Source organism: Pseudomonas sp. CFBP 13727 (genome assembly GCF_014841915.1).
In the GTDB taxonomy this organism is placed as follows: domain Bacteria; phylum Pseudomonadota; class Gammaproteobacteria; order Pseudomonadales; family Pseudomonadaceae; genus Aquipseudomonas; species Aquipseudomonas baltica.
Genome location: NZ_JACYUT010000005.1, coordinates 1 through 19988, shown reverse-complemented (window position 1 = coordinate 19988; position 19988 = coordinate 1). Strand labels below are relative to the sequence as shown.

At 60.7% G+C, this 19988-nt stretch carries 19 protein-coding genes; 5 read left to right on the top strand and 14 right to left on the bottom strand.

Translation table 11 applies throughout. The features are described 5' to 3' along the window. From IFT76_RS15675 to IFT76_RS15665, 3 genes are all read left to right on the top strand, one after another. Complete coding sequence (locus tag IFT76_RS15675) at nt 1-471, top strand: inhibitor of vertebrate lysozyme family protein (protein ID WP_192059201.1); 471 nt, start codon at nt 1-3, stop codon at nt 469-471. A 620-nt stretch (nt 472-1091) separates the two neighbouring features. Further along, nucleotides 1092-2405, top strand: a complete 1314-nt coding sequence (gltP, locus tag IFT76_RS15670; protein ID WP_122480108.1) for a glutamate/aspartate:proton symporter GltP — start codon at nt 1092-1094, stop codon at nt 2403-2405. Between the two features lie 214 nt (nt 2406-2619). Then, a complete protein-coding gene (locus tag IFT76_RS15665; protein ID WP_192059199.1) occupies nt 2620-3861 on the top strand; it encodes a nucleoside recognition domain-containing protein in 1242 nt (413 codons plus the stop codon). On the opposite strand, the gene IFT76_RS15660 is transcribed toward IFT76_RS15665, so the two are convergent. From IFT76_RS15660 to IFT76_RS15600, 13 genes are all read right to left on the bottom strand, one after another. Continuing rightward, on the bottom strand, nt 3831-4871 hold the full coding sequence (locus tag IFT76_RS15660; RefSeq protein WP_185794576.1) for a DUF5924 family protein: 1041 nt from the start codon (nt 4869-4871) through the stop codon (nt 3831-3833). The two genes, IFT76_RS15665 and IFT76_RS15660, sit on opposite strands and share 31 nt — an antisense overlap. A 57-nt stretch (nt 4872-4928) precedes the next feature. Then, entirely contained in the window at nt 4929-6362 is a 1434-nt protein-coding gene (locus tag IFT76_RS15655) for a M16 family metallopeptidase (protein ID WP_192059197.1), read from the bottom strand. A 119-nt stretch (nt 6363-6481) separates the two neighbouring features. Then, on the bottom strand, nt 6482-7225 hold the full coding sequence (locus IFT76_RS15650; protein WP_122480112.1) for a TerC family protein: 744 nt from the start codon (nt 7223-7225) through the stop codon (nt 6482-6484). 107 nt (nt 7226-7332) lie between these two features. Continuing rightward, nucleotides 7333-8640 carry a CitMHS family transporter gene (locus IFT76_RS15645; protein ID WP_122480113.1) on the bottom strand — a complete coding sequence of 436 codons (1308 nt, stop codon included), beginning with the start codon at nt 8638-8640 and terminating at the stop codon, nt 7333-7335. A 363-nt stretch (nt 8641-9003) separates the two neighbouring features. Beyond that, nucleotides 9004-10965, bottom strand: coding sequence for a DUF7844 domain-containing protein (locus IFT76_RS15640; RefSeq protein WP_342214294.1), 1962 nt, complete (start codon nt 10963-10965; stop codon nt 9004-9006). Beyond that, nucleotides 10962-11282 carry a DUF2388 domain-containing protein gene (locus IFT76_RS15635; protein ID WP_122480114.1) on the bottom strand — a complete coding sequence of 107 codons (321 nt, stop codon included), beginning with the start codon at nt 11280-11282 and terminating at the stop codon, nt 10962-10964. The genes IFT76_RS15640 and IFT76_RS15635 overlap by 4 nt, the downstream gene beginning before the upstream one ends. Before the next feature lie 25 nt (nt 11283-11307). Beyond that, nucleotides 11308-11595, bottom strand: coding sequence for a DUF2388 domain-containing protein (locus IFT76_RS15630; RefSeq protein ID WP_185794574.1), 288 nt, complete (start codon nt 11593-11595; stop codon nt 11308-11310). Nucleotides 11596-11722: 127 nt separating this feature from the next. Next, on the bottom strand, nt 11723-12040 hold the full coding sequence (locus IFT76_RS15625; protein ID WP_192059195.1) for a DUF2388 domain-containing protein: 318 nt from the start codon (nt 12038-12040) through the stop codon (nt 11723-11725). Between the two features lie 253 nt (nt 12041-12293). After that, nucleotides 12294-12506 (bottom strand): DUF1127 domain-containing protein, encoded by a 213-nt coding sequence (locus IFT76_RS15620; RefSeq protein WP_122714881.1) that lies wholly within the window; start codon nt 12504-12506, stop codon nt 12294-12296. A 497-nt stretch (nt 12507-13003) separates the two neighbouring features. Continuing rightward, on the bottom strand, nt 13004-14437 hold the full coding sequence (locus IFT76_RS15615; protein ID WP_122480117.1) for an NAD(P)(+) transhydrogenase (Re/Si-specific) subunit beta: 1434 nt from the start codon (nt 14435-14437) through the stop codon (nt 13004-13006). Next, on the bottom strand, nt 14434-14760 hold the full coding sequence (locus IFT76_RS15610) for an NAD(P) transhydrogenase subunit alpha (RefSeq protein WP_043191874.1): 327 nt from the start codon (nt 14758-14760) through the stop codon (nt 14434-14436). The genes IFT76_RS15615 and IFT76_RS15610 overlap by 4 nt, the downstream gene beginning before the upstream one ends. 11 nt (nt 14761-14771) lie before the next feature. Further along, nucleotides 14772-15893, bottom strand: coding sequence for a Re/Si-specific NAD(P)(+) transhydrogenase subunit alpha (locus IFT76_RS15605; RefSeq protein ID WP_122480118.1), 1122 nt, complete (start codon nt 15891-15893; stop codon nt 14772-14774). Nucleotides 15894-16287: 394 nt separating this feature from the next. Next, nucleotides 16288-17220, bottom strand: a complete 933-nt coding sequence (locus IFT76_RS15600; protein WP_192059194.1) for a LysR family transcriptional regulator — start codon at nt 17218-17220, stop codon at nt 16288-16290. Nucleotides 17221-17369: 149 nt separating this feature from the next. Between IFT76_RS15600 and IFT76_RS15595 the strand changes: the two genes are divergently transcribed. Both IFT76_RS15595 and IFT76_RS15590 read left to right on the top strand, forming a co-directional pair. Next, nucleotides 17370-18542, top strand: coding sequence for an acyl-CoA dehydrogenase (locus IFT76_RS15595; RefSeq protein WP_185794571.1), 1173 nt, complete (start codon nt 17370-17372; stop codon nt 18540-18542). 12 nt (nt 18543-18554) lie between these two features. Then, nucleotides 18555-19775 (top strand): CaiB/BaiF CoA transferase family protein, encoded by a 1221-nt coding sequence (locus IFT76_RS15590; protein WP_192059192.1) that lies wholly within the window; start codon nt 18555-18557, stop codon nt 19773-19775. A gap of 9 nt (nt 19776-19784) precedes the next feature. Here IFT76_RS15590 and IFT76_RS20750 read toward each other — a convergent pair. Next, nucleotides 19785-19988: hypothetical protein (locus tag IFT76_RS20750; RefSeq protein ID WP_206758358.1), on the bottom strand; the 204-nt coding region annotated here is incomplete at its 5' end.

Sequence of the window (19988 nt, the reverse complement as noted above, 5' to 3'; positions counted from 1 at the left end):
ATGACCAGCATGACCCTCAAGGGTATAGGCATGGCGCTGTCGCTGGTCGGCAGCAGCATGGCAATGGCCGCCAATGACGGTCAGGCTCGCGTCAGCGAGCTACTGGGTTCGAGCACCGAGTACCGCGATACCTGGCAGTCGGTGATCAAGTCCGAGGAACGTGTTCCGGACTGGATCATCAATCTGTCAGGCGTTTCGCCCCAGCAGATGTCTGCAGTCCCTGAGGACGGCGACAATTACCTGGTGGGGCCGCTGTGTGAAACCGCTGAGAGCTGCAAAAGCGGGCGACTGCTCGTAGCCTTCAGCATGGACAAGGAAGATGCCTACGCATTGTATGTCCAGGTACCTGCCGGCTTGCCTGCCGATAAGTCGCCGACGCGTCACGCGACCTATCGCTTTCTCGGCAAGCCCGACGAGGGCATGCAGCAGATGCTCATGGAGCAGTTGAAGAAAGACCCTGACTGGTACTGACTTCCTGTGATGCCGTGATGGTTTGCGCCATCACGGCAGTGCGTCAAAGATCTACAGATTGGACCGGGTCATCCTGGTCCGAATGGCCGGCACTCAGAAGGTGGCGGTCATGACCATGGGGTCGGGTTGTTCTGAATGCAGTCGGTTCGGAGTGACCTAGGGGTACAGGGAGGACCTCCGAACCGGGCCGGGTCAGGCAACAGCTGCTGCGCAAGCGGTGTACGATCATTACGTGCCCGGCTTGCGCAGAGCCTATCTTTGCAGCGTCGAGCTGCCTTCCATCTTGTTTCATCTTTTTCCAGCAGAAAATTCCCCGCGTTCGGTTTCGCGAACGTCGTTGGTTTTTCTGCACCCCCTTTTCGGCAAACCTGCCAATTGCTTCGGCATGGCCAGTCGTCTATCCGAACGCACATATCAAAGGCAGTAGATCACTCAATCGCGTTATGCCGAGTTTGCATAGGGTAGTCGCATCCGGCATTAGACGCTGCCGCAGTGCATCGGAATAGTTGCGCCTTTTTTCGTTCGCCAAAGCGTTTCACCACGGCGTGAAGAAACCTCTACGGATGACCGTTCGGCTTGCGAACAGGCATCACGAGTTGACTTGGAAAAAGGGTAACGACATGAAGAAGGCAAAACTGAGCCTCGCCTGGCAAATACTCATCGGCTTGGTACTGGGCATCGCACTGGGTGCAGTGCTCAACCACTTCAGTGCCGAGAAGGCCTGGTGGATCGGCAATATCCTGCAGCCCGCAGGCGACATCTTCATCCGCCTGATCAAGATGATCGTGATCCCCATCGTGATCTCTTCTCTGATCGTCGGCATTGCCGGCGTGGGCGATGCGAAAAAGCTCGGCCGCATTGGCGTAAAGACCATCCTCTATTTCGAAGTGGTGACCACCATTGCCATTCTGGTTGGCCTGGGCCTTGCCAACTTGTTCCAGCCTGGACTGGGTATCGACATGAGTACCTTGGGCACCGTGGATATCTCGCAGTATCAGAAAACCACGGCTGAGGTGCAGCATGACCATGCGTTCGTTGCCACCCTGCTCAACCTGATTCCGTCCAACATCTTTGCGTCGATCGTTCGCGGCGACATGCTGCCGATCATCTTCTTCTCGGTACTGTTCGGCCTGGGCCTGTCGAGTCTGCCAGGTGAAACCCGGGAGCCTCTGGTCAAAGTCTTTCAGGGCGTATCGGAAAGCATGTTCAAGGTCACTCACATGATCATGAACTACGCCCCAATCGGGGTTTTCGCGCTGATTGCCGTCACGGTGGCCAACTTTGGCTTCGCTTCACTGCTGCCCTTGGCCAAACTGGTGGTGCTGGTGTATGCGGCGATCCTGTTCTTCGCCATCGTCGTGCTCGGTGTCATCGCGCGCCTGTTCGGCTTCTCGGTCTTCAAGCTGTTCCGCATCTTCAAGGACGAGCTGGTACTGGCGTATTCCACGGCCAGTTCGGAAACCGTCCTGCCGCGCGTGATCGAGAAGATGGAAGCGTATGGCGCACCGAAGGCCATCAGCAGCTTCGTGGTGCCCACCGGCTACTCGTTCAACCTCGACGGCTCTACCCTCTATCAAAGCATCGCGGCGCTGTTCATTGCCCAGCTGTATGGCATTGACCTGTCGATCGGGCAACAACTGATGCTGGTACTGACCCTGATGGTCACTTCCAAAGGCATTGCAGGCGTGCCGGGCGTGTCGTTCGTGGTCTTGCTGGCGACCCTGGGCAGCGTAGGCATTCCGCTTGAAGGCCTGGCCTTCATAGCCGGCGTCGACCGCATCATGGACATGGCCCGTACCGCGCTCAACGTCATCGGCAATGCCTTGGCCGTGCTGGTGATCTCGCGTTGGGAAGGCATGTACGACGATGCCAAGGGCGAGCGCTACTGGAACTCCCTGCCGCACTGGCGCAGCAAAGACCGCGTCGCCCCCTGACGCGGCTCTGTGGGAGCGGGCTCTGCCCGCGGCGGCGCGCCGCGATGATACCTGCATCCGCAGCCTACCCGGCGACGCGGCTCGTACCCTGTAGCAGCGGTGCAAGCCACGTCCGGCCTCACGCGAAAACCCTGACACACCACGCTGCCCTGCGGGGCAGAATCCAACCTCGCTTTGGGCTATCATCCGCGCATCTTCGAACGAGGGAATACCCATGCTGAACGGCCTGTGGCTCAGCTTCTTTCTGATCGCCGCGATTTCGGCCTTCGGCCAATGGCTGGTAGGGGGCAACGCTGGCATCTTCGCGGCCATGGTCGAAAGCCTGTTCGCCATGGCCAAGCTGTCGGTAGAAGTAATGGTCCTGCTGTTCGGCACCCTCACCTTGTGGCTGGGCTTCCTGAAGATTGCCGAGAAGGCCGGTATCGTCGATTGGCTGGCCAAGGTCCTGGGGCCGCTGTTCAGCCGACTGATGCCCGAGGTGCCACGCGGCCATCCGGCACTGGGGCTGATCACCATGAACTTCGCTGCCAACGGCCTGGGCCTGGACAACGCCGCAACCCCGATCGGCCTCAAGGCCATGCGCTCGCTACAGGAACTCAACCCCAGTGCGACCACCGCCAGCAACGCGCAGATCCTGTTTCTGGTACTCAACGCCTCGTCGCTGACCCTGCTGCCGGTATCGATCTTCATGTACCGCGCCCAGCAAGGCGCCCTCGACCCGACCCTGGTGTTCCTGCCGATTCTCCTGGCCACCTCGGCCAGTACCCTCGCCGGGCTGCTGGCAGTGGCCGTGATGCAACGTCTGCGGCTGTGGGATCCAGTGGTGCTGGCCTATCTGATTCCCGGTGCGCTGCTGCTTGGCGTGTTCATGGCGTTCCTGGGCACCCTCTCGGCTACAGCCCTGGCGGGGCTGTCCTCGATCCTGGGCAACCTCACGCTGTTTGGCCTGATCATCCTGTTTCTGGTCATCGGCGCGCTGCGCAAGGTTCAGGTCTACGAGGCCTTCGTGGAAGGCGCCAAGGAAGGTTTCGACGTTGCCAAGAGCCTGCTGCCGTATCTGGTCGCCATGCTCTGCGCGGTAGGTGTGCTGCGCGCTTCGGGCGCCCTGGAGCTGGGTCTGGACGGTATTCGTCACCTGGTCGAATGGCTGGGCATGGACACCCGGTTCGTCGACGCCCTGCCGACCGCGCTGGTCAAGCCGTTTTCCGGCAGTGCCGCGCGCGCGATGCTGATCGAGACCATGCAGTCCCATGGCGTGGACAGCTTTCCGGCCCTGGTTGCGGCGACCATTCAGGGTAGCACCGAGACCACGTTCTATGTGCTGGCCGTGTACTTCGGTGCCGTGGGCATCCAGCGTGCGCGTCATGCGGTCGGCTGTGCACTGCTGGCGGACCTGGCCGGAGTCATCGCCGCCATCGTGGTCTGCTACTGGTTCTTCGGTGCCACGGCGGCCTGAACCGCGTCGTCGGTCACCGTGAAGCGCAGCACGCCGACGATCTGACCATCCTCGGTCAACACCCGCACCTGCCATTTCCCCGCGACGTTGCCGGGGAAATTCTGCTTGTGGCTCCAGGCGCGATAGCCCTCCTTGCGCCCGCCGTGGATGTCCAGGGCGATGCGATCGACCTCGGTGCCGTTCTGCTGCCACACATGATAGATACGCTCGTCCAAGCCTCGTGGAGCATTGATGGCGGTGTAGGCGTACAGCCCGCTGCTGCGCAACTGTGCCGCGCTGACCGTATCCAGGCTGTCGCCATGGGTGCGGCTGCGGTTGTCCAGCTCGGTGGTCACCGCCACCTCGGTCAGCCATAGCGTGGCCGGCGGCACCCAGGAGCGCAGCAGCCATCCAGCACCGCCGATCATCAAGGTCGCCAAGACCAGCGCCACGCCGCGACGCCAATGGTTGATCGGGAAACTGACGGCCAGGCTCGGAAAGGCCAGCAGCATGGCGGTGGCCAGCGCCAGCTTGAAACTTTCATCGGTGGTCAGGTGCAGGATGATCGGCAGCGCCGTGAGCAACGCCGCGAACAGTGTGAAAGTGTGCAGCGCCATGAACAGCCAGCGCCGGGGCGCGACCCACTTGTAGTACAGCGGGTCGATGATCGACACCAGCCCGGCCAGCGTCAGCAGGCCGGTAAACACCAGCTGGCCGCTGTTCCAGGTGGTGGTGATATAGAAGAAAGGCAGAACGAAGAACAGGCTTTCCTGGTGGATCATCTGGGTCGCGTAGCGCAGCACCGGCGTGGGTATCTCACGCTTGAACAAGCGGGTGAACAACTGGGTGAAGGTGTTCTCCAGCATCAACCAGATCCAGGTCAGCAGCATCACCACTGCGATCCAGCTGGCCAGGCCGGCCTGGCGATCGACCAGCACGAAGCTGCCGATGCCGGACAGGAAGCCGCCCAGTGCGATCACACCCGGGTAGCGTTTGATAAGGTCGATGAGGCGCTGAACGAAGTACGGCATGGTCTTCCATAGAAAATAGACAATGAAACGGTATTCAGGATACCGCCTCGGCAGCGATCAACGTCGTTTCGCGCGCCGCCAGACGATCAGCCCCACCAGCAATGCTGCCATGCCGATCAACACCGCCCAGGCGATCCGATAGAGCTCGTCATAGCTGAGCAGGGGTTTTTCGACACGGATATACCCCTGCGTCCCTACCATCTGACGCAAGGCAGTGTTGGCGTCCTCGACGGTGACCTGAGCCAACTGCCGCGCCGGGCTGGCGAAGCGGCCGTCGGTATAGTCGGCCAGTGCTCCCCAATAGTAGTCGGCCAGCGCCACGTTGCCTTGCGCCGCCCAGGCTTGCCGGGCGATCGCAAGATTCTTCAGGCGCTTGAAGGTCTCCGCGTCCACACCGTTGTCGCGCAGACGCGCGATCATCTGCCCCATGACCAGGCCGGTCTGACCGATATCGGCTCGATCCACATCGGCGTTCAGGCTCAGCAGGCCGCTGTCGCCGTACGACTCGCGGGCCACCCAGGGTCCGTACGACAGGCCGTGGGCAAGCCGCAGTTCGCGGTAAAGCTCCCATTCCAGATACATCTGCAGCAGGTCCAGGGTAGCGGGATGCGCGGTTTCAAGCACCGGTTCGACGAAGTACAGATGAAGCTTGGCGTCCTCGCCCAGCCAACCGCGGGTCAGTTCAGCCTGCGGCTCGGCCGCATGGGTGACCGAACGCAGGTCCTGATGGTCGCTGGGTTCCACCGCATCCAGCGCACCCCAGGTACGCTCCAGATAGGCCGGCAGCAGCTTATCCAAGCCCCCTACCACGATCAGGCTCATGTTGTTCGGTGCATACCAGTTTTGCCGGACATCACGTACCTGCGCCAGCGTGAGGTCGGCGACTTCGGCGGGTTGCGGACACTTGAGGCCCAACTCGATAGCCAACTGACTGCTGGCATCGCTGTCCCGAGCGGGCTTGTCGAGCAAGCGCTGCAGGTGGGAATGATGGCCGCCGTCTTCGTGCTCGATGATGCGCTTGGCGCTGGCCAGGGCTTTTTCGTCGATGGTGGTCCGAGTGACGGCAGCCAGCAGCAGGTCGAGTACCTTGCGCTGGTTGTGCGCTGGCGCTTCGATGACGAAGGTGGTGTCGGCACTGCTGGTGAACGCATTCCATTCGCCGCCCAGCGCCTGCATGCGTTCTTCGAGACCGCCTTCGCCGTGCTCGTCGATACCGCTGAACAGAAGATGCTCGAGCAGGTGGGGCAGTTCTTGATCAGTGCAGGAGAAGTCGTCGAAACCAACGCCAACCACCAGGCGAATCGACACGTGGGCACGCTCGTCGCCAGGTTTGAGCAGCAGTTGCAGGCCGTTGGGCAACAGATACCCTTCGACCTGGAAGCGGTCCAGCGCCACGGCTTCACGGCCGGCGCACAACAGCGTCGCCGCCAGGAGCCACAGGCACAGCAGACGATGCTGTGTGCCGGGAGCGCTTTTCACCCGCTCGTGCATGAATCCCTTCCATTGAAATCGACCAAGTCAATGGAACAGACCCCCTGGCCGGTCAGTCGTTCATAGCACATTGCTGGCCACTACCGCACGCTGCCAGTGCAACGCGCGGCTTTCCAGGCTCAGGACTCTTCCTGGGACTCGCGACGCTTGCGGGCCATGGCAGTACGCATCTTGATGTTCACGGCTTCCACAGCCAACGAGAACGCCATGGCGAAATAGACGTAGCCCTTGGGTACATGCACGTCGAACGCTTCGGCGATCAGTACGGTACCGACCACCAACAGGAACGACAACGCCAGCATCTTCAGCGATGGATGCTGGTCGATGAAGCGACTGATGGTGCCCGAAGCGACCATCATCACCAATACCGCAACGACGATGGCAGCGACCATGACCGGTACATGGGACACCATGCCCACCGCGGTGATGACCGAGTCCAGCGAGAACACGATGTCGATGATGGCGATCTGGATAATGGTGTAGATGAAGTTGCCACCCTTGCCTGCAACCTCGTCACCGCCCTCTTCTTCGCCTTCCATGCCGTGGTAGATCTCTTGCGAGCTTTTCCACAACAGGAACAGACCACCGAAGAACAGAATCAGGTCACGTCCGGAGATACCCTGGCCGAACACTACGAACAGGTCGGCGGTCAGGCGCATGACCCAGGTGATCGAAAGCAGCAGCAGAATGCGCGTGACCATGGCCAGCGCCAGGCCGAAAATCCGTGTGCGTGCCTGCATGTGCTTGGGCATGCGGCTCACCAGAATCGAGATCATGATGATGTTGTCGATGCCCAGCACGATTTCAAGTGCCGTCAGGGTCAAGAAAGCAACCCAGATTTCCGGGTTGGTGAACCATTCCATGTGAAGTCCTTCGTGTTGAATGTCAGGGCGGCGCAAGGCCGGATGCTAAAGCGCCGCTACCATGGGGTAGCGGCGCGACGGCGTCCGGCCTGGCTCGCGAATAGAATTTATAGACTGCTGAACAGAGGAAAGATCCCCATTGCCAGCGCGGCGAACATTATGCACAGGCAAACCAGTACTGCCCACTTGAGGGTGAAGCGCTGGTGGTCACCGAACTCGATACCGGCCAGTGCAACCAGCAGGTAGGTAGAGGGTACCAGCGGGCTGAGCAGGTGTACGGGTTGTCCGACGATCGAGGCACGGGCCATTTCCACCGGCGAGATGCCGTAGTGCGCCGCGGCTTCGGCCAGTACCGGCAATACGCCGTAGTAGAAGGCATCGTTGGACATGAAGAAGGTGAACGGCATGCTGACCAGCGCGGTGATCACGGCCAGGTACGGGCCCATGGCATCCGGAATCACGGCCAGCAGGCTCTTGGACATGGCATCGACCATGCCGGTGCCGGTCAGGATGCCGGTGAAGATACCGGCGGCGAAGATCAATCCGACCACGGCCAGAACGCTGCCGGCGTGGGCCGCGACACGTTCCTTCTGTGCTTCCAGGCACGGGTAGTTGACGATCATGGCAATACTGAACGCGACCATGAACAGCACCGGCAGAGGCAGCAGGCCCATGATCAGGGTGATCATCAGCAGCAGGGTCAAGCCGCCGTTGAACCAGATCAGCTTGGGCCGGCGTGCGTCAGGGAACTGCGACACGCTGATTTCGCTGTGGTCGATCTCGTCGCCAGGCAGGTGCAGCTCGCCCAGACGAACGCGCTCGCGCTTGCCGTACATGTAGGCAATCACCAGGATGGCGACCACACCGACCGCCATGGCCGGGATCATCGGCACGAAGATGTCCGAAGGGTCGACATGCAGGGCACTAGCAGCGCGCGCGGTCGGACCACCCCACGGCGTCATATTCATGACCCCGCCTGCCAGAATGATCAAACCGGCCATGATCCTTGGGCTCATGCCGATGCGCTGGTACAGCGGCAGCATGGCGGCAACGCAGATCATGTAGGTGGTCGCGCCGTCACCGTCCAGCGAAACGATCAACGCCAGTACGGCCGTGCCGACCGACACTTTCAGCGGGTCGCCCTTGACCAGCTTGAGGATCTTGCGCACTGCCGGGTCGAACAACCCCGAATCGATCATCAGGGCGAAATACAGGATGGCGAACATCAGCATCACGCCGGTCGGCGCAAGCTTGGTGATGCCCGCAAGCATCATCGGGCCGATTTCCGGTGCGAAACCACCGAACAGAGCGAACAGGATAGGCACGATGATCAAGGCGATCAGCGCAGAAAGGCGCTTGGTCATGATCAGGAACATGAACGTGATGACCATGGCAAAGCCAAGGAATGTCAGCATGGGAATACTCCAGGCACAGCGCGGCTAAGGACGAAGAACGGAAGGTTCAGCGAGGAATGGCACGAGCCGGGAGTATGGGAAGGGTGGCACTGCGGTTTGGGATAATCAGGGACATCGGTTTCACCATTGTTGTTGTTCAAGAGGCCGAAAGCGCACCTGAGTGCTGCCATCTGGCCGGCCGGTCTTACGCCGGGGGTGAGTCGATCCTATGTCGGCAAGCTTTCAACAACCTTTCGCCATTCAAAACGATACAATTGTCCTTGTGGGAGCGGGCGCTGCTCGCGAATGCTCATGCCCTGCTCCTCAAAACGACACCGTCCCCTGTGGGAGCGAGCTCTGCCCGCGAATGGCGCCCCCTCGATCTCAAGGCAATACCAACCCACCCGCCGCCTTGTGCAACTCGCGCAGGTGTTCCCCCACCTGCTTCAGATTCGCTTCACTGGCCGCAATCTCCGCAGCCCGCTCAGGGGTCAGCAGCGCCCTCACCTCCTTGTCCAAGTCGGTACTCAAGCGCTGCAACCGTTGCTGGCGCTGACTGCTTTCCGATTCCAGCCGCTGCCACTCCGCCGTCTGCGGCAACCCGTAGCCACCGTTGTCGAGCAGTTCCGCCGGTCGGCTGAGAAAACCGCTATTGGCCAGTATTTCCTGCAGCATCTGATTGGCGTTGGCCACGCTGCCATCCCCCAACTCGCGGGCGCCCAGATAGCGTTGCTTCACCTCATCCTGCGCCAACAGCAACTGGCGCCGGTAACTGGCCTGCTCCAGCAGCAACAGCGCAGCACTGGTGCGCAGGTCAGCCTGGGCAAACCAGGGCCGTCGCTGCTGAGCGGTCTGCGCCAACCAATCCTCGACGGTCTGCTGCGGGATGGGCAGATGCTTGCGCAGCACCTCGAACATGGCCTGGTAACGATCGCGATAGGAATCGAACCGATACCCCAGCCGCAATGCTTCACGCGGATCATCGAGCACACTGCCATCGGCCAGCCCGCGCCCTTCCAGCACCTCGAGCAAACCGTTGGGCAAGATACTGTCGATGCCCTGGAGCCTCGGATCATGGGTACCGCTACGCAGCAGCTTGAGGTTCTCCACTGCACAATTGTTGGACAGGAAGTAATAGCTGCCGTCGTAGCTCCAATGCATTTCCGCGGCATGCCGCACCAGCGACTCGATCTCGGCGCGGTCCAGCTTGAGCGGCACCGACGCCAGGCTGCGCAACTCGGTCTTGGTGTACTCGTCGATCACCTGGGACAGCGGCAACACGAACAGTCGCGACGGGTATTGCCCCATCAGACCGCCCCATGTGGACAGCTGCACATCATTGACGAATGCCCGGTACGACAGCACCAGGTGCTGCTCCAGATCCAGTCGGCAGTCCGGCCCCCGCGGACGTCCCGGGGCACAGATGACCAGGCGCAGCATGCTGTGCCCCCAACGGCTGGCGAGGTTCTGATTGGCTTCGGCAAGCAGGTAGTCCACCGCGTAGACACGTTGCGGATCGATCTTGCCCAAGGGTGTCTTGCCGAAGTCGCTGCCGGCATTCAGGTAAGGCAGGCCTTCGGCGCAGCTTTGCTGGCGCGCCGGCGCCCAGTTGAAACGCGCCTTGAAGTAGTCGAACAATGCCGGCCGACGGCAGGCATAAGCCGGGTCGAGGAGAAAGTACTCCATGTTGACCGCGACGAATTCCTTCGGACTGCTGACTTCGTAGATGTCGGGACTGCGTACGATCTGACGGTTCTGCTCTTCGCGCTCGCCCCGGCGTCCGACGTATTGCTGCCAACCGGCCAGGTCCAGCAGGCGCGGGTCGTCGCTCAGGGTAAAGCGCCGCATACCCTGGCCACGGCACTCATCGGGCAAGCCAATCTTGCCAAGGCTGGCATTCTGACGGTTGCAGCGGTTGATCAGTGCACGGTCCGCAGGTGTCCACAGGCGCGCCCGATCATAGATATGCGTGAGTTCGTGCAGCACGGTGGCCAACAGCTCTTCGCGCACTGTGCCATGAGGACGGTTGGTCTGCCGCTGAGCGGAAGAGCCGTCGGCCAGCCCCTGCAATTGATTGAGGTTCAATTCCAGGCTGGATACCAGAGACGCTTGGCCATAGGCATTGTCGGGCATGCGCGATGACCAGCTGACGTCGATACGCCGGTCCAGCTGCGCGACGAACTGTGGTGGCAATGCGGCCATCGCATCGTCGAGCAGTGCCTGGCTGGCATCGGCCTGCCGGGCATCCAGCCCGCTGCGGTCAAGCACCAGCTGCAGGCTGGCAGAAGCCTGCGCAGCCGTCAGCAGAAGGCCTGCTGTCAGCAGCCAGCGGGCCAATCGCCTCACAGTGCGAGAATGGCTTCGGCAAGGTCCTGGTCACTGGCGGTGCGCGCCTGTGGAACGCGCTCACGCAGCGCATTGAAGGCGGCCTCCAGCTGCGCGCCACGGATGTTGCCCTGGCTGGCCACATAGCTGGCCGCGTCGTCCCGCGCTTCCAGGACCACCTTGGCGTCGCGGATCGAGGTCGTGGTGTCGGAAGTGAAATCGATCGACCGGCCAAATGCACGGACGATGATATTACTGGTGGCCACGACAGTTTGGGCCTGGGCCACATCGGCCAGCAGGAACAGGCCGAGGGTAGCGGCAATCAGCGGGGTACGCATGGAGCTTCTCCGTAATACGAGGTGTTTATTGGACGAGTATCGCCTGCGCCAGTTCAAGGTCGCCGGCAGCCATTCGAGGGTGCGCCTGGCGAATGACGGCCATGGCCGCTTCGAGCCGTGCGCCGCGGCATTGGCCGCCGCTGGCGACGAAGCAGGCAGCATCGTCCCGGGCAGACAGAATCAACTTGCGATCGAACGGTGCCGTGGTGACTTGGCTGGTCACATACAAGGTGATTACCGACGACTGCAGGCTCACATCGAAGGCCGCAGCCGACGACGCCCAGAGGGCAAGCAAGAATGGCAAATAACGCATCGGGCTTCAGGTGTCGAGCAATTGGGACGGCAAGGCTAGCCCAACGCCTGCGCAAGAGCCACCTCCGATGTCCGGCAGCCGGTAGCCTGCCGGTTCTTTCATCTGGAGCAGCACGCGCTGCAACGTATCAGATGGCAAGGATTGCCTGGGCAAGTTGGGTGTCGCTGGCTTGCATCTGAGGTGCAACCTTGCGGATATGGGCAAAGGCACTTTCCAGCTTCACGCCGCGGATGTCGCCTTGGCTGGCCACGAAGCTTGCAGCGTCATCGCGCGCTTCACGGACGATCTTGTCGTCACGCAGCGAGGAAGACAGGTCCGACGTGGCGTTGGTCGACGCGTTGACCCCACGCACCAGCGCATCGGTGGTGACAACGAAGCTTGAAGCCTGTGCGCCACTGGCCAGAGCCAACAGTACGGCGGCACTGAGCAAATGATTACGGATCATGATGAATCTCCAGGTCTGAACGAGGTTTGAGCGCAATAAAGCTTATTAGAGCGCCTGGAAGCCTCGGGCGCCAGCACTCCGACCACACCGGCAGCGCAATGACTCAACTGTTATGGTTATAAATTAATAACCAAAAACTGTACTTGTCCTGTTTCACGCAGGCGAAAAAAAACCCGTCAGCGTAGACCGCGACGGGTTTCTTGAATTCGGTGCTGGTTCGGCCTTCAGGCTCTGTTACCAGCGGGGCGTTGCATCAACGCCAGAACGGCTTGCTCAACTCTTCGCAACGCTGGGCTTCGCTGATACCGGCATCGGCCAGCAGACGAGCGTCCAGACGAGCCAGTTGATGACGGCTGGCGATACGGCGCTGCCAGAGCATCAGGTTGGCGAAGAAGCGCAGAGGAGCCGAAGTTTGCGCGGTTTGGGTGTTGGCCTGGAACAGGTCGGAACTGAGGGTACGTTCCATGATGTACATCCTTCCGCTTGTGGCGGGGCTGAGTAGTGGTTTATCTGGTACCCATTTTCCACGCTCGCCGTCCATAACAGTAGGCACAGTTCACCTGTATTGTGTGCAGTCAGTTAGCTGTGAAACCAAACTGTCTTGCTCTCGAATGAGGCAACTGTATGGGCCTGCACCAATTTAATGCATTTATCGTCAATCCAGTGCTCTGGGGTGCCTCGATTCTCATTTCTTTACCAGTACAGTAGTACAGTTAAATTTATTCGCTGCGATCTCTGATCACGTTGCACAAAAGCTCAGTCGCTGCAGCCTGCAACTGTATGCGTGGGTGTGCAACCCGGTACTGATTTCACGTAGATCGGTGCGCCATTGCAGTGCCGAGCGCCTACGGGTCCGCAGTGCTCGTTCAGCTCTGCCATCTGTTCTCCCTCCCTAAAGAAAAACCCCGCCATGGGGCGGGGTTTTTCAGTACGGCAGCCCATCAGGTGCATGGGCTCGGAATGCTATTCCACGGCCTTTACCATGTCCTCGATGACCTTCTTCGCATCACCGAACACCATCATGGTCTTGTCCAAGTAGAACAACTCATTGTCCAGTCCCGCGTAGCCACTGGCCATCGAGCGCTTGTTGACGATGATGGTCTTGGCCTTGAACGCCTCCAGGATCGGCATGCCGGCGATGGGCGACTTCGGATCGTTCTTGGCGGCAGGATTGACCACGTCGTTGGCACCCAGCACCAGTACCACGTCTGCCTGACCGAATTCGGAATTGATGTCGTCCATCTCGAAAACCTGGTCGTAAGGCACCTCGGCCTCGGCCAGCAGCACGTTCATGTGCCCCGGCATGCGCCCAGCCACCGGGTGGATCGCATATTTGACGGTCACTCCCGCGTGGGTCAGTTTTTCCGTCAGCTCTTTCAGCGCATGTTGCGCGCGGGCCACTGCCAGGCCGTAACCCGGCACGATGATCACGGTGTCGGCGTTGGTCAGCAGGAACGTGGCGTCATCCGCCGAGCCCGATCTCACCGGCCGCGCTTCCTTGGCGCCAGCCGGACCTGCGTCTGCAACGGCACCAAAGCCTCCGCCGATGACATTGAAGAACGAACGGTTCATGGCCTTGCACATGATGTAGGAAAGAATTGCGCCGCTGGAGCCCACCAGCGATCCGGCGATGATCAGCATCGAGTTGTTGAGCGAGAAGCCGATGCCCGCCGCCGCCCAGCCCGAATAGCTGTTGAGCATCGACACCACCACCGGCATGTCCGCGCCGCCGATCGGGATGATCAAGAGCACGCCCAGCACGAACGCCAGTGCCAGCATCAGGCCGAAAGCGGCATAGCTGCCGGTGAACATGAAGATCACGCCACACAGCAAGGTGCCCAGACCCATCAGCAGGTTCAGCTTGTGCTGCCCGGAGAACTGCACGGGGGCACCCTGGAACAGGCGGAACTTGTATTTTCCGGACAGCTTGCCGAAGGCGATCACCGAACCGGAAAAAGTGATGGCGCCGATTGCCGCGCCGAGGAACAGCTCCAGGCGATTGCCGGTCGGGATCGGATCGCCCAGCTGCGCGACGATGCCCAGGGATTGCGGCTCGACCACGGCGGCAATGGCAATGAACACCGCTGCCAGCCCGATCATGCTGTGCATGAACGCCACCAGTTCCGGCATTTTGGTCATTTCCACGCGCTTGGCCATGATCGACCCGGCAGTACCGCCAACCAGCAACCCGACCAGCACGTAGCCAATCCCGGCGGTGGCCAGTTCTGCGCCCAGCTTGTAGATCAGACCGACGGTGGTGAGCACCGCCAGCGTCATGCCGAGCATGCCGAACAGATTGCCGCGCCGGGACGTGGTCGGATGGGACAAGCCTTTGAGCGCCTGGATGAAGCAGACCGATGCCACCAGATAAAGAAGCGTAACCAGGTTCATGCTCATTGTTTGGATGCCTCATCCTTCACTTTCGGTGCTTTCTTCTTGAACATCTCCAGCATCCGCCGGGTTACCAGGAACCCCCCGAATACGTTCACCGCTGCCAGCGCAACGGCCAGCGTACCCATGGTCTTGCCCAGTGGCGTCACGGTGAGCGCTGCGGCGAGCATGGCGCCGACGATGACGATGGCCGAAATGGCATTGGTCACGGCCATCAGCGGAGTATGCAGCGCGGGTGTCACGTTCCAGACCACGTGGTAGCCAACATAGATGGCCAGCACGAAAATGATCAGGTTGTAGATACCGTGGGAAATCAGCATGTCTTCCATTGTTATTGTCCTCAGCCGTTCTTGCGCACGATCTGGCCATCGCGGCACATCAAGCATGCGGCGACGATGTCGTCTTCCAGGTTGATGGTGAACTGCCCGTCCTTGTCGAACAGCAGCTTCATGAAGTCCAGCAGGTTGCGTGCATACAAGGCCGACGCATCGGCACCCACCTGCGCCGGAAGGTTGGTCGGGCCCACGATGGTCACGCCGTTGTGCACCACGATCTGATCGGCCACGGTCAGCGGGCAGTTGCCGCCCTGCAGCGCCGCCAGGTCGATGACCACCGAGCCTGGCTTCATCTGCGCCACCGTCTCGGCGCCAAGCAGCGTGGGTGCTTTGCGCCCGGGAATCAGCGCGGTAGTGATGACGATGTCAGCCTGCTTGGCGCGCTCGTGAACCGCTTGCGCCTGACGCTGCATCCAGCTGGCGGGCATGGGGCGGGCATAGCCGCCGGTACCGACGGCACATTCACGTTCTTCGTCGGTTTCGTACGGCACATCGAGAAACTTCGCGCCCAGCGATTCGATCTGCTCCTTGACTGCCGGGCGCACGTCGGAGGCCTCGATCACCGCGCCCAGGCGCTTGGCGGTGGCGATGGCCTGCAAGCCCGCCACGCCAGCACCCAGAATCAGCACGCGAGCAGCTTTGACGGTACCGGCGGCAGTCATCAGCATCGGCATGAAGCGCGGATAGTGGTGCGCGGCCAGCAACACCGATTTGTACCCGGCAATGTTGGCTTGCGAAGACAGTACGTCCAGGCTTTGTGCGCGTGAAGTGCGCGGAGCCGCCTCGAGGGCAAAGGCGCTGATGCCTCGCGCGGCCATCTTGGCGATCACTTCGTTGTTGAACGGGTTGAGCATGCCCAGCAGCACCGTACCGGCAGCCATCTGCTGCAGCTCTGCGTCACTGGGCGCATTGACCTTGAGCACCAGTTGCGTGGCAAATGCCTGGGCAGCACTGCCAATGGTCGCGCCAGCGGCCTGGTAGGCATCGTCGGTCACGCTGGCGAGAACCCCCGCACCACGTTCGACCGTCACCGCATGGCCTTGAGCGACCAGCTTCTTGATGGTTTCCGGGGTAGCGGCTACACGTGTTTCGCCCTGCTGCGTTTCGAGAGGAACACCAATGTGCACGTTATATCTCCTGCTGGATCTTTTTCCTGGTCGTACCCAAGCCCTGGCTATGGCCATCGTGCCAGAGCGCCATCAGCGCGATACCGCCTGAGAGCGGCGGGCCGCGGCATTTTGCAGGCCCCGACGAGCGGCTTCAACAGGTTATGGAGCGATACACTCTGGGCACTACAAGTCATGCTGTGACCGAATGTCACAGCATTCCTGCTTCCGCCCTTCTAGTACGGGCGTTGCAGGCGAGGCTGGGCTTCTCGAAATATTTTGCGAAATATTTATCGGCTGCGGGCGATAGCGTGTCAAAAACCTGCCAGATGCAGGCAGTTCAACGGCTGTAGCGGAAATACCGCGGTTTATCAAAGCTTTCAATAACGCGCCAGAAACGTACATCTGTAGGTTGCTACCGTTCGCCACTACCGATTTCCAGTCCATGTGGCAGGGGTTGGCGATAATCCTCTGACTGCTGCATCAACCAGTCGCGAAAGGTCCGCAGCGCCGCCAGCTCGCGATGCCTTTCTGGCACGGCAAGGTAGTAGGCCTTGCTACTGCGCAATTCGTGGGCGTTGGCAATGACCAGGCTGCCCTCGCGCAACTCGCGCTGGATCAGGAACGGAGGAATGAGCGCCAGCCCCATCTCATGTACCGCCGCCTGGGCCAGCATGGAGAATAGTTCATAGCGCGGCCCACTGAGGTCGCGGGACACGTTCAGCTCAAGGCTGGCAAACCATTGCCGCCATGCATAGGGGCGTGTGCTTTGCTGCAACAGCGCAAGCTCGGCAATGCGTGTTGGCGCCAGCGCTGGTTGCCCCTGCAGCAGCGCCGGGCTGCATACCGGGACAGGATGCTCTTCCATCAGCCTGCTGGTCTGCGTCCCCGACCAATCACCATCACCGAAGTAGATCGCCGCATCGAAGTCGGTATCGGCGAACAGAAAGGGTCGAGTTCGGTTGGTCAGGTTGACCGTGATCTGCGGATGATGCCGCTGGAAGTCCTTCAGGCGTGGCAACAGCCACTGCGTACCGAAGGTCGGCACCACCGCCAACTCCAAGGTGCTGGCACCTTGCTGCCCCATCACCGCCAGTGTCTCGCGCTCGACAGCATCGAGCTGCGCGGCCACCCGGCGGCTGTAGGACAGCCCAGCCTCGGTTAGCTTCACGCCACGCTTCGAACGCCGGAACAGGCGCACGTCGAGAAACTCCTCGAGGTTGGCAATCTGTCGACACACCGCGCCCTGAGTCAGGAACAGTTCCAGGGACGCCTTGGTAAAGCTCTCATGGCGTGCCGCCGCTTCGAAACAGATCAGTGCCGCCGTACTGGGAATTCGTCTACGCATGTAACTGTTCCTCACATCACTGCCGGCTATGTTGCCTGGCGCAGGTTCTTGAAGTGAGAAATTATCACAAGCTCATGCGTAATACTCCTTTGCTCACCAGCGCATGAGCACCTACCCTCGGGCTATACAGCTTTTCCGAGGACGCGCACATGGCAAGCTTCAACTGGATCGACCCACTGCTGCTGGACCAACAACTGACGCAGGAAGAGCGCATGGTGCGCGACTCTGCCGAGCAATACGCTCAAGGCAAGCTGATGCCGCGAGTGCTGGAGGCCTTTCGCCACGAAACCACCGACCCTGCCATCTTTCGCGAGATGGGCGAGATGGGTCTGCTCGGTGCGACCATCCCCGAAGAGTTCGGCGGCAGTGGCCTGAACTATGTGTGCTACGGCCTTATTGCCCGTGAGGTCGAGCGGGTGGACTCTGGCTATCGCTCGATGATGAGCGTGCAGTCGTCGTTGGTCATGGTGCCGATCAATGAATTCGGTACCCAGGCGCAAAAGCAGAAATACCTTCCCAAATTGGCCAGCGGTGAGTGGATCGGCTGCTTCGGCCTGACCGAGCCCGACCATGGCTCGGATCCAGGGGCGATGGTCACGCGAGCGCGCAAGGTCGAAGGCGGCTACCGCATGAGCGGTAGCAAGATGTGGATCACCAACAGTCCGATTGCCGACGTATTCGTGGTGTGGGCCAAGGACGATGCGGGAGACATCCGCGGCTTCATTCTGGAAAAAGCCTGGGCCGGGCTCAGTGCACCTGCGATCCACGGCAAGGTCGGGCTGCGCGCGTCCATCACCGGCGAGATCGTCATGGACAACGTATTCGTGCCGGAAGAAAACATGTTTCCCGATGTACGTGGTCTCAAGGGGCCCTTCACGTGCCTCAATTCGGCACGCTATGGCATCTCGTGGGGGGCGCTCGGTGCTGCAGAGTTCTGCTGGCACACCGCCAGGCAGTACACCCTGGATCGCCAGCAATTCGGTCGGCCACTGGCAGCCAACCAACTCATCCAGAAAAAGCTGGCTGACATGCAGACCGAAATCACTCTGGCCCTGCAAGGCTGCCTGCGTTTGGGCCGCATGAAGGATGAAGGCACGGCGGCGGTGGAGATCACCTCGATCATGAAGCGCAACTCCTGTGGCAAATCCCTGGATATCGCGCGCATGGCCAGGGATATGCTGGGCGGCAACGGTATATCCGATGAATTCGGCGTCGCCCGTCATCTGGTCAATCTGGAAGTGGTCAATACCTACGAGGGTACTCACGACGTACATGCCCTGATCCTGGGCCGGGCGCAAACCGGCCTGCAAGCCTTCTATTGATAGGAGGTCGTCATGGGCGCCCTTTCGCATCTTCGTGTTCTCGACCTGTCGCGGGTACTCGCCGGGCCATGGGCCGGGCAAATCCTGGCCGACCTCGGCGCCGAGGTCATCAAGGTCGAGCGCCCAGGCCGGGGTGATGACACCCGAGCCTGGGGGCCACCGTTCCTTGCCGACCACGCTGGCAACAGTACGGGTGAAGCCGCCTATTACCTGTCGGCCAACCGCAACAAGCGCTCGGTCACCATCGACTTCACCCGACCCGAAGGTCAGCAGTTGGTACGTGACCTTGCTGCAGGCTCCGACATTCTGATCGAAAACTTCAAAGTAGGCGGACTCGCCGCCTACGGCCTGGACTACGCATCACTCAGCGCTGTGAACCCGCAACTGATCTACTGCTCCATCACCGGTTTTGGCCAGACCGGCCCCTATGCAGCGCGCCCCGGTTATGACTTCATGGTGCAAGGCATGGGTGGCCTGATGAGCCTCACCGGCAAGGCGGACGGCGAACCCGGAGCCGGGCCTGCCAAGGTGGGCGTGGCCCTGACCGATATCCTCACCGGCCTTTATTCAACCGTTGCCATGCTGGCCGCGCTGGCGCATCGCGACAAGGGCGGCGGTGGACAACAGATCGACATGGCCCTGCTGGATGTGCAAGTAGCCTGCCTGGCCAACCAAGCGATGAACTACCTCACGACAGGGGTGGCGCCTGAGCGTCTGGGCAATGCCCATCCGAACATCGTGCCTTACCAGGATTTCCCCACGGCCGATGGCGACTTCATCCTGACCGTGGGCAACGATAGCCAATTCGCCAAGTTCGCGCGGGTGGCGGGTCATCCGGAATGGGCAAGCGATCCCCGATTCGCGTCAAATCAGCAGAGAGTCGCCAACCGCAAGCAGCTGATCCCCCTAATCCGGCAGGCAACGGTGTTCAAGACCACCGAGCAGTGGGTGGCCGAGCTCGAAGTGGCCGGTGTGCCCTGTGGGCCTATAAATGACCTGTCCCAGGTATTCGCCGACCCTCAGGTAGTGGCCAGGGAGCTTGCGATCCATATGCAGCATCCGCTGGCTGGCACCGTGCCTACGGTTGCCAGTCCCCTGCGGCTCAGTGCCAGCCCTGTGGAGTACCGACATGCGCCGCCTCTGCTGGGCGAACACACCAAGGAAGTACTGCAGCAGCTGCTGAACATGGACGCCCTTACCTATCACCAGCTTCACGCTGCAGGTGTGGTGTAGTCGTTCTTCTTATAGAGAAGAACGCTTGGACGCGGAGTTATGACGGTTTTTCGAATTGGGGGTTGACGGCAGATCTGTAGTGTCTATAATTCGCCCCACTTCCGGCGCAGCCGAAACGATAAACTCCTTGTTAATCAATGAGTTGGCCGTTTCAGAAGGTTCGGAAAGGTTTCGATCGTCAAGGTCGGAAGCGGTGAAAAAGGCAGTTGACAG

Bases quoted from the DNA above. Each gene is read 5' to 3' on its own strand.
- IFT76_RS15600 (WP_192059194.1), bottom strand. From the start codon at position 17,220: ATGCGTAGACGAATTCCCAGTACGGCGGCACTGATCTGTTTCGAAGCG.
- IFT76_RS15595 (WP_185794571.1), top strand. From the start codon at position 17,370: ATGGCAAGCTTCAACTGGATCGACCCACTGCTGCTGGACCAACAACTG.
- gltP (WP_122480108.1), top strand. From the start codon at position 1,092: ATGAAGAAGGCAAAACTGAGCCTCGCCTGGCAAATACTCATCGGCTTG.
- IFT76_RS15615 (WP_122480117.1), bottom strand. From the start codon at position 14,437: ATGAGCATGAACCTGGTTACGCTTCTTTATCTGGTGGCATCGGTCTGC.
- IFT76_RS15650 (WP_122480112.1), bottom strand. From the start codon at position 7,225: ATGGAATGGTTCACCAACCCGGAAATCTGGGTTGCTTTCTTGACCCTG.
- IFT76_RS15635 (WP_122480114.1), bottom strand. From the start codon at position 11,282: ATGCGTACCCCGCTGATTGCCGCTACCCTCGGCCTGTTCCTGCTGGCC.
- IFT76_RS15645 (WP_122480113.1), bottom strand. From the start codon at position 8,640: ATGCTGACATTCCTTGGCTTTGCCATGGTCATCACGTTCATGTTCCTG.
- IFT76_RS15665 (WP_192059199.1), top strand. From the start codon at position 2,620: ATGCTGAACGGCCTGTGGCTCAGCTTCTTTCTGATCGCCGCGATTTCG.
- IFT76_RS15675 (WP_192059201.1), top strand. From the start codon at position 1: ATGACCAGCATGACCCTCAAGGGTATAGGCATGGCGCTGTCGCTGGTC.
- IFT76_RS15610 (WP_043191874.1), bottom strand. From the start codon at position 14,760: ATGGAAGACATGCTGATTTCCCACGGTATCTACAACCTGATCATTTTC.
- IFT76_RS15620 (WP_122714881.1), bottom strand. From the start codon at position 12,506: ATGGAACGTACCCTCAGTTCCGACCTGTTCCAGGCCAACACCCAAACC.
- IFT76_RS15625 (WP_192059195.1), bottom strand. From the start codon at position 12,040: ATGATCCGTAATCATTTGCTCAGTGCCGCCGTACTGTTGGCTCTGGCC.
- IFT76_RS15655 (WP_192059197.1), bottom strand. From the start codon at position 6,362: ATGCACGAGCGGGTGAAAAGCGCTCCCGGCACACAGCATCGTCTGCTG.
- IFT76_RS15660 (WP_185794576.1), bottom strand. From the start codon at position 4,871: ATGCCGTACTTCGTTCAGCGCCTCATCGACCTTATCAAACGCTACCCG.
- IFT76_RS15590 (WP_192059192.1), top strand. From the start codon at position 18,555: ATGGGCGCCCTTTCGCATCTTCGTGTTCTCGACCTGTCGCGGGTACTC.
- IFT76_RS15630 (WP_185794574.1), bottom strand. From the start codon at position 11,595: ATGCGTTATTTGCCATTCTTGCTTGCCCTCTGGGCGTCGTCGGCTGCG.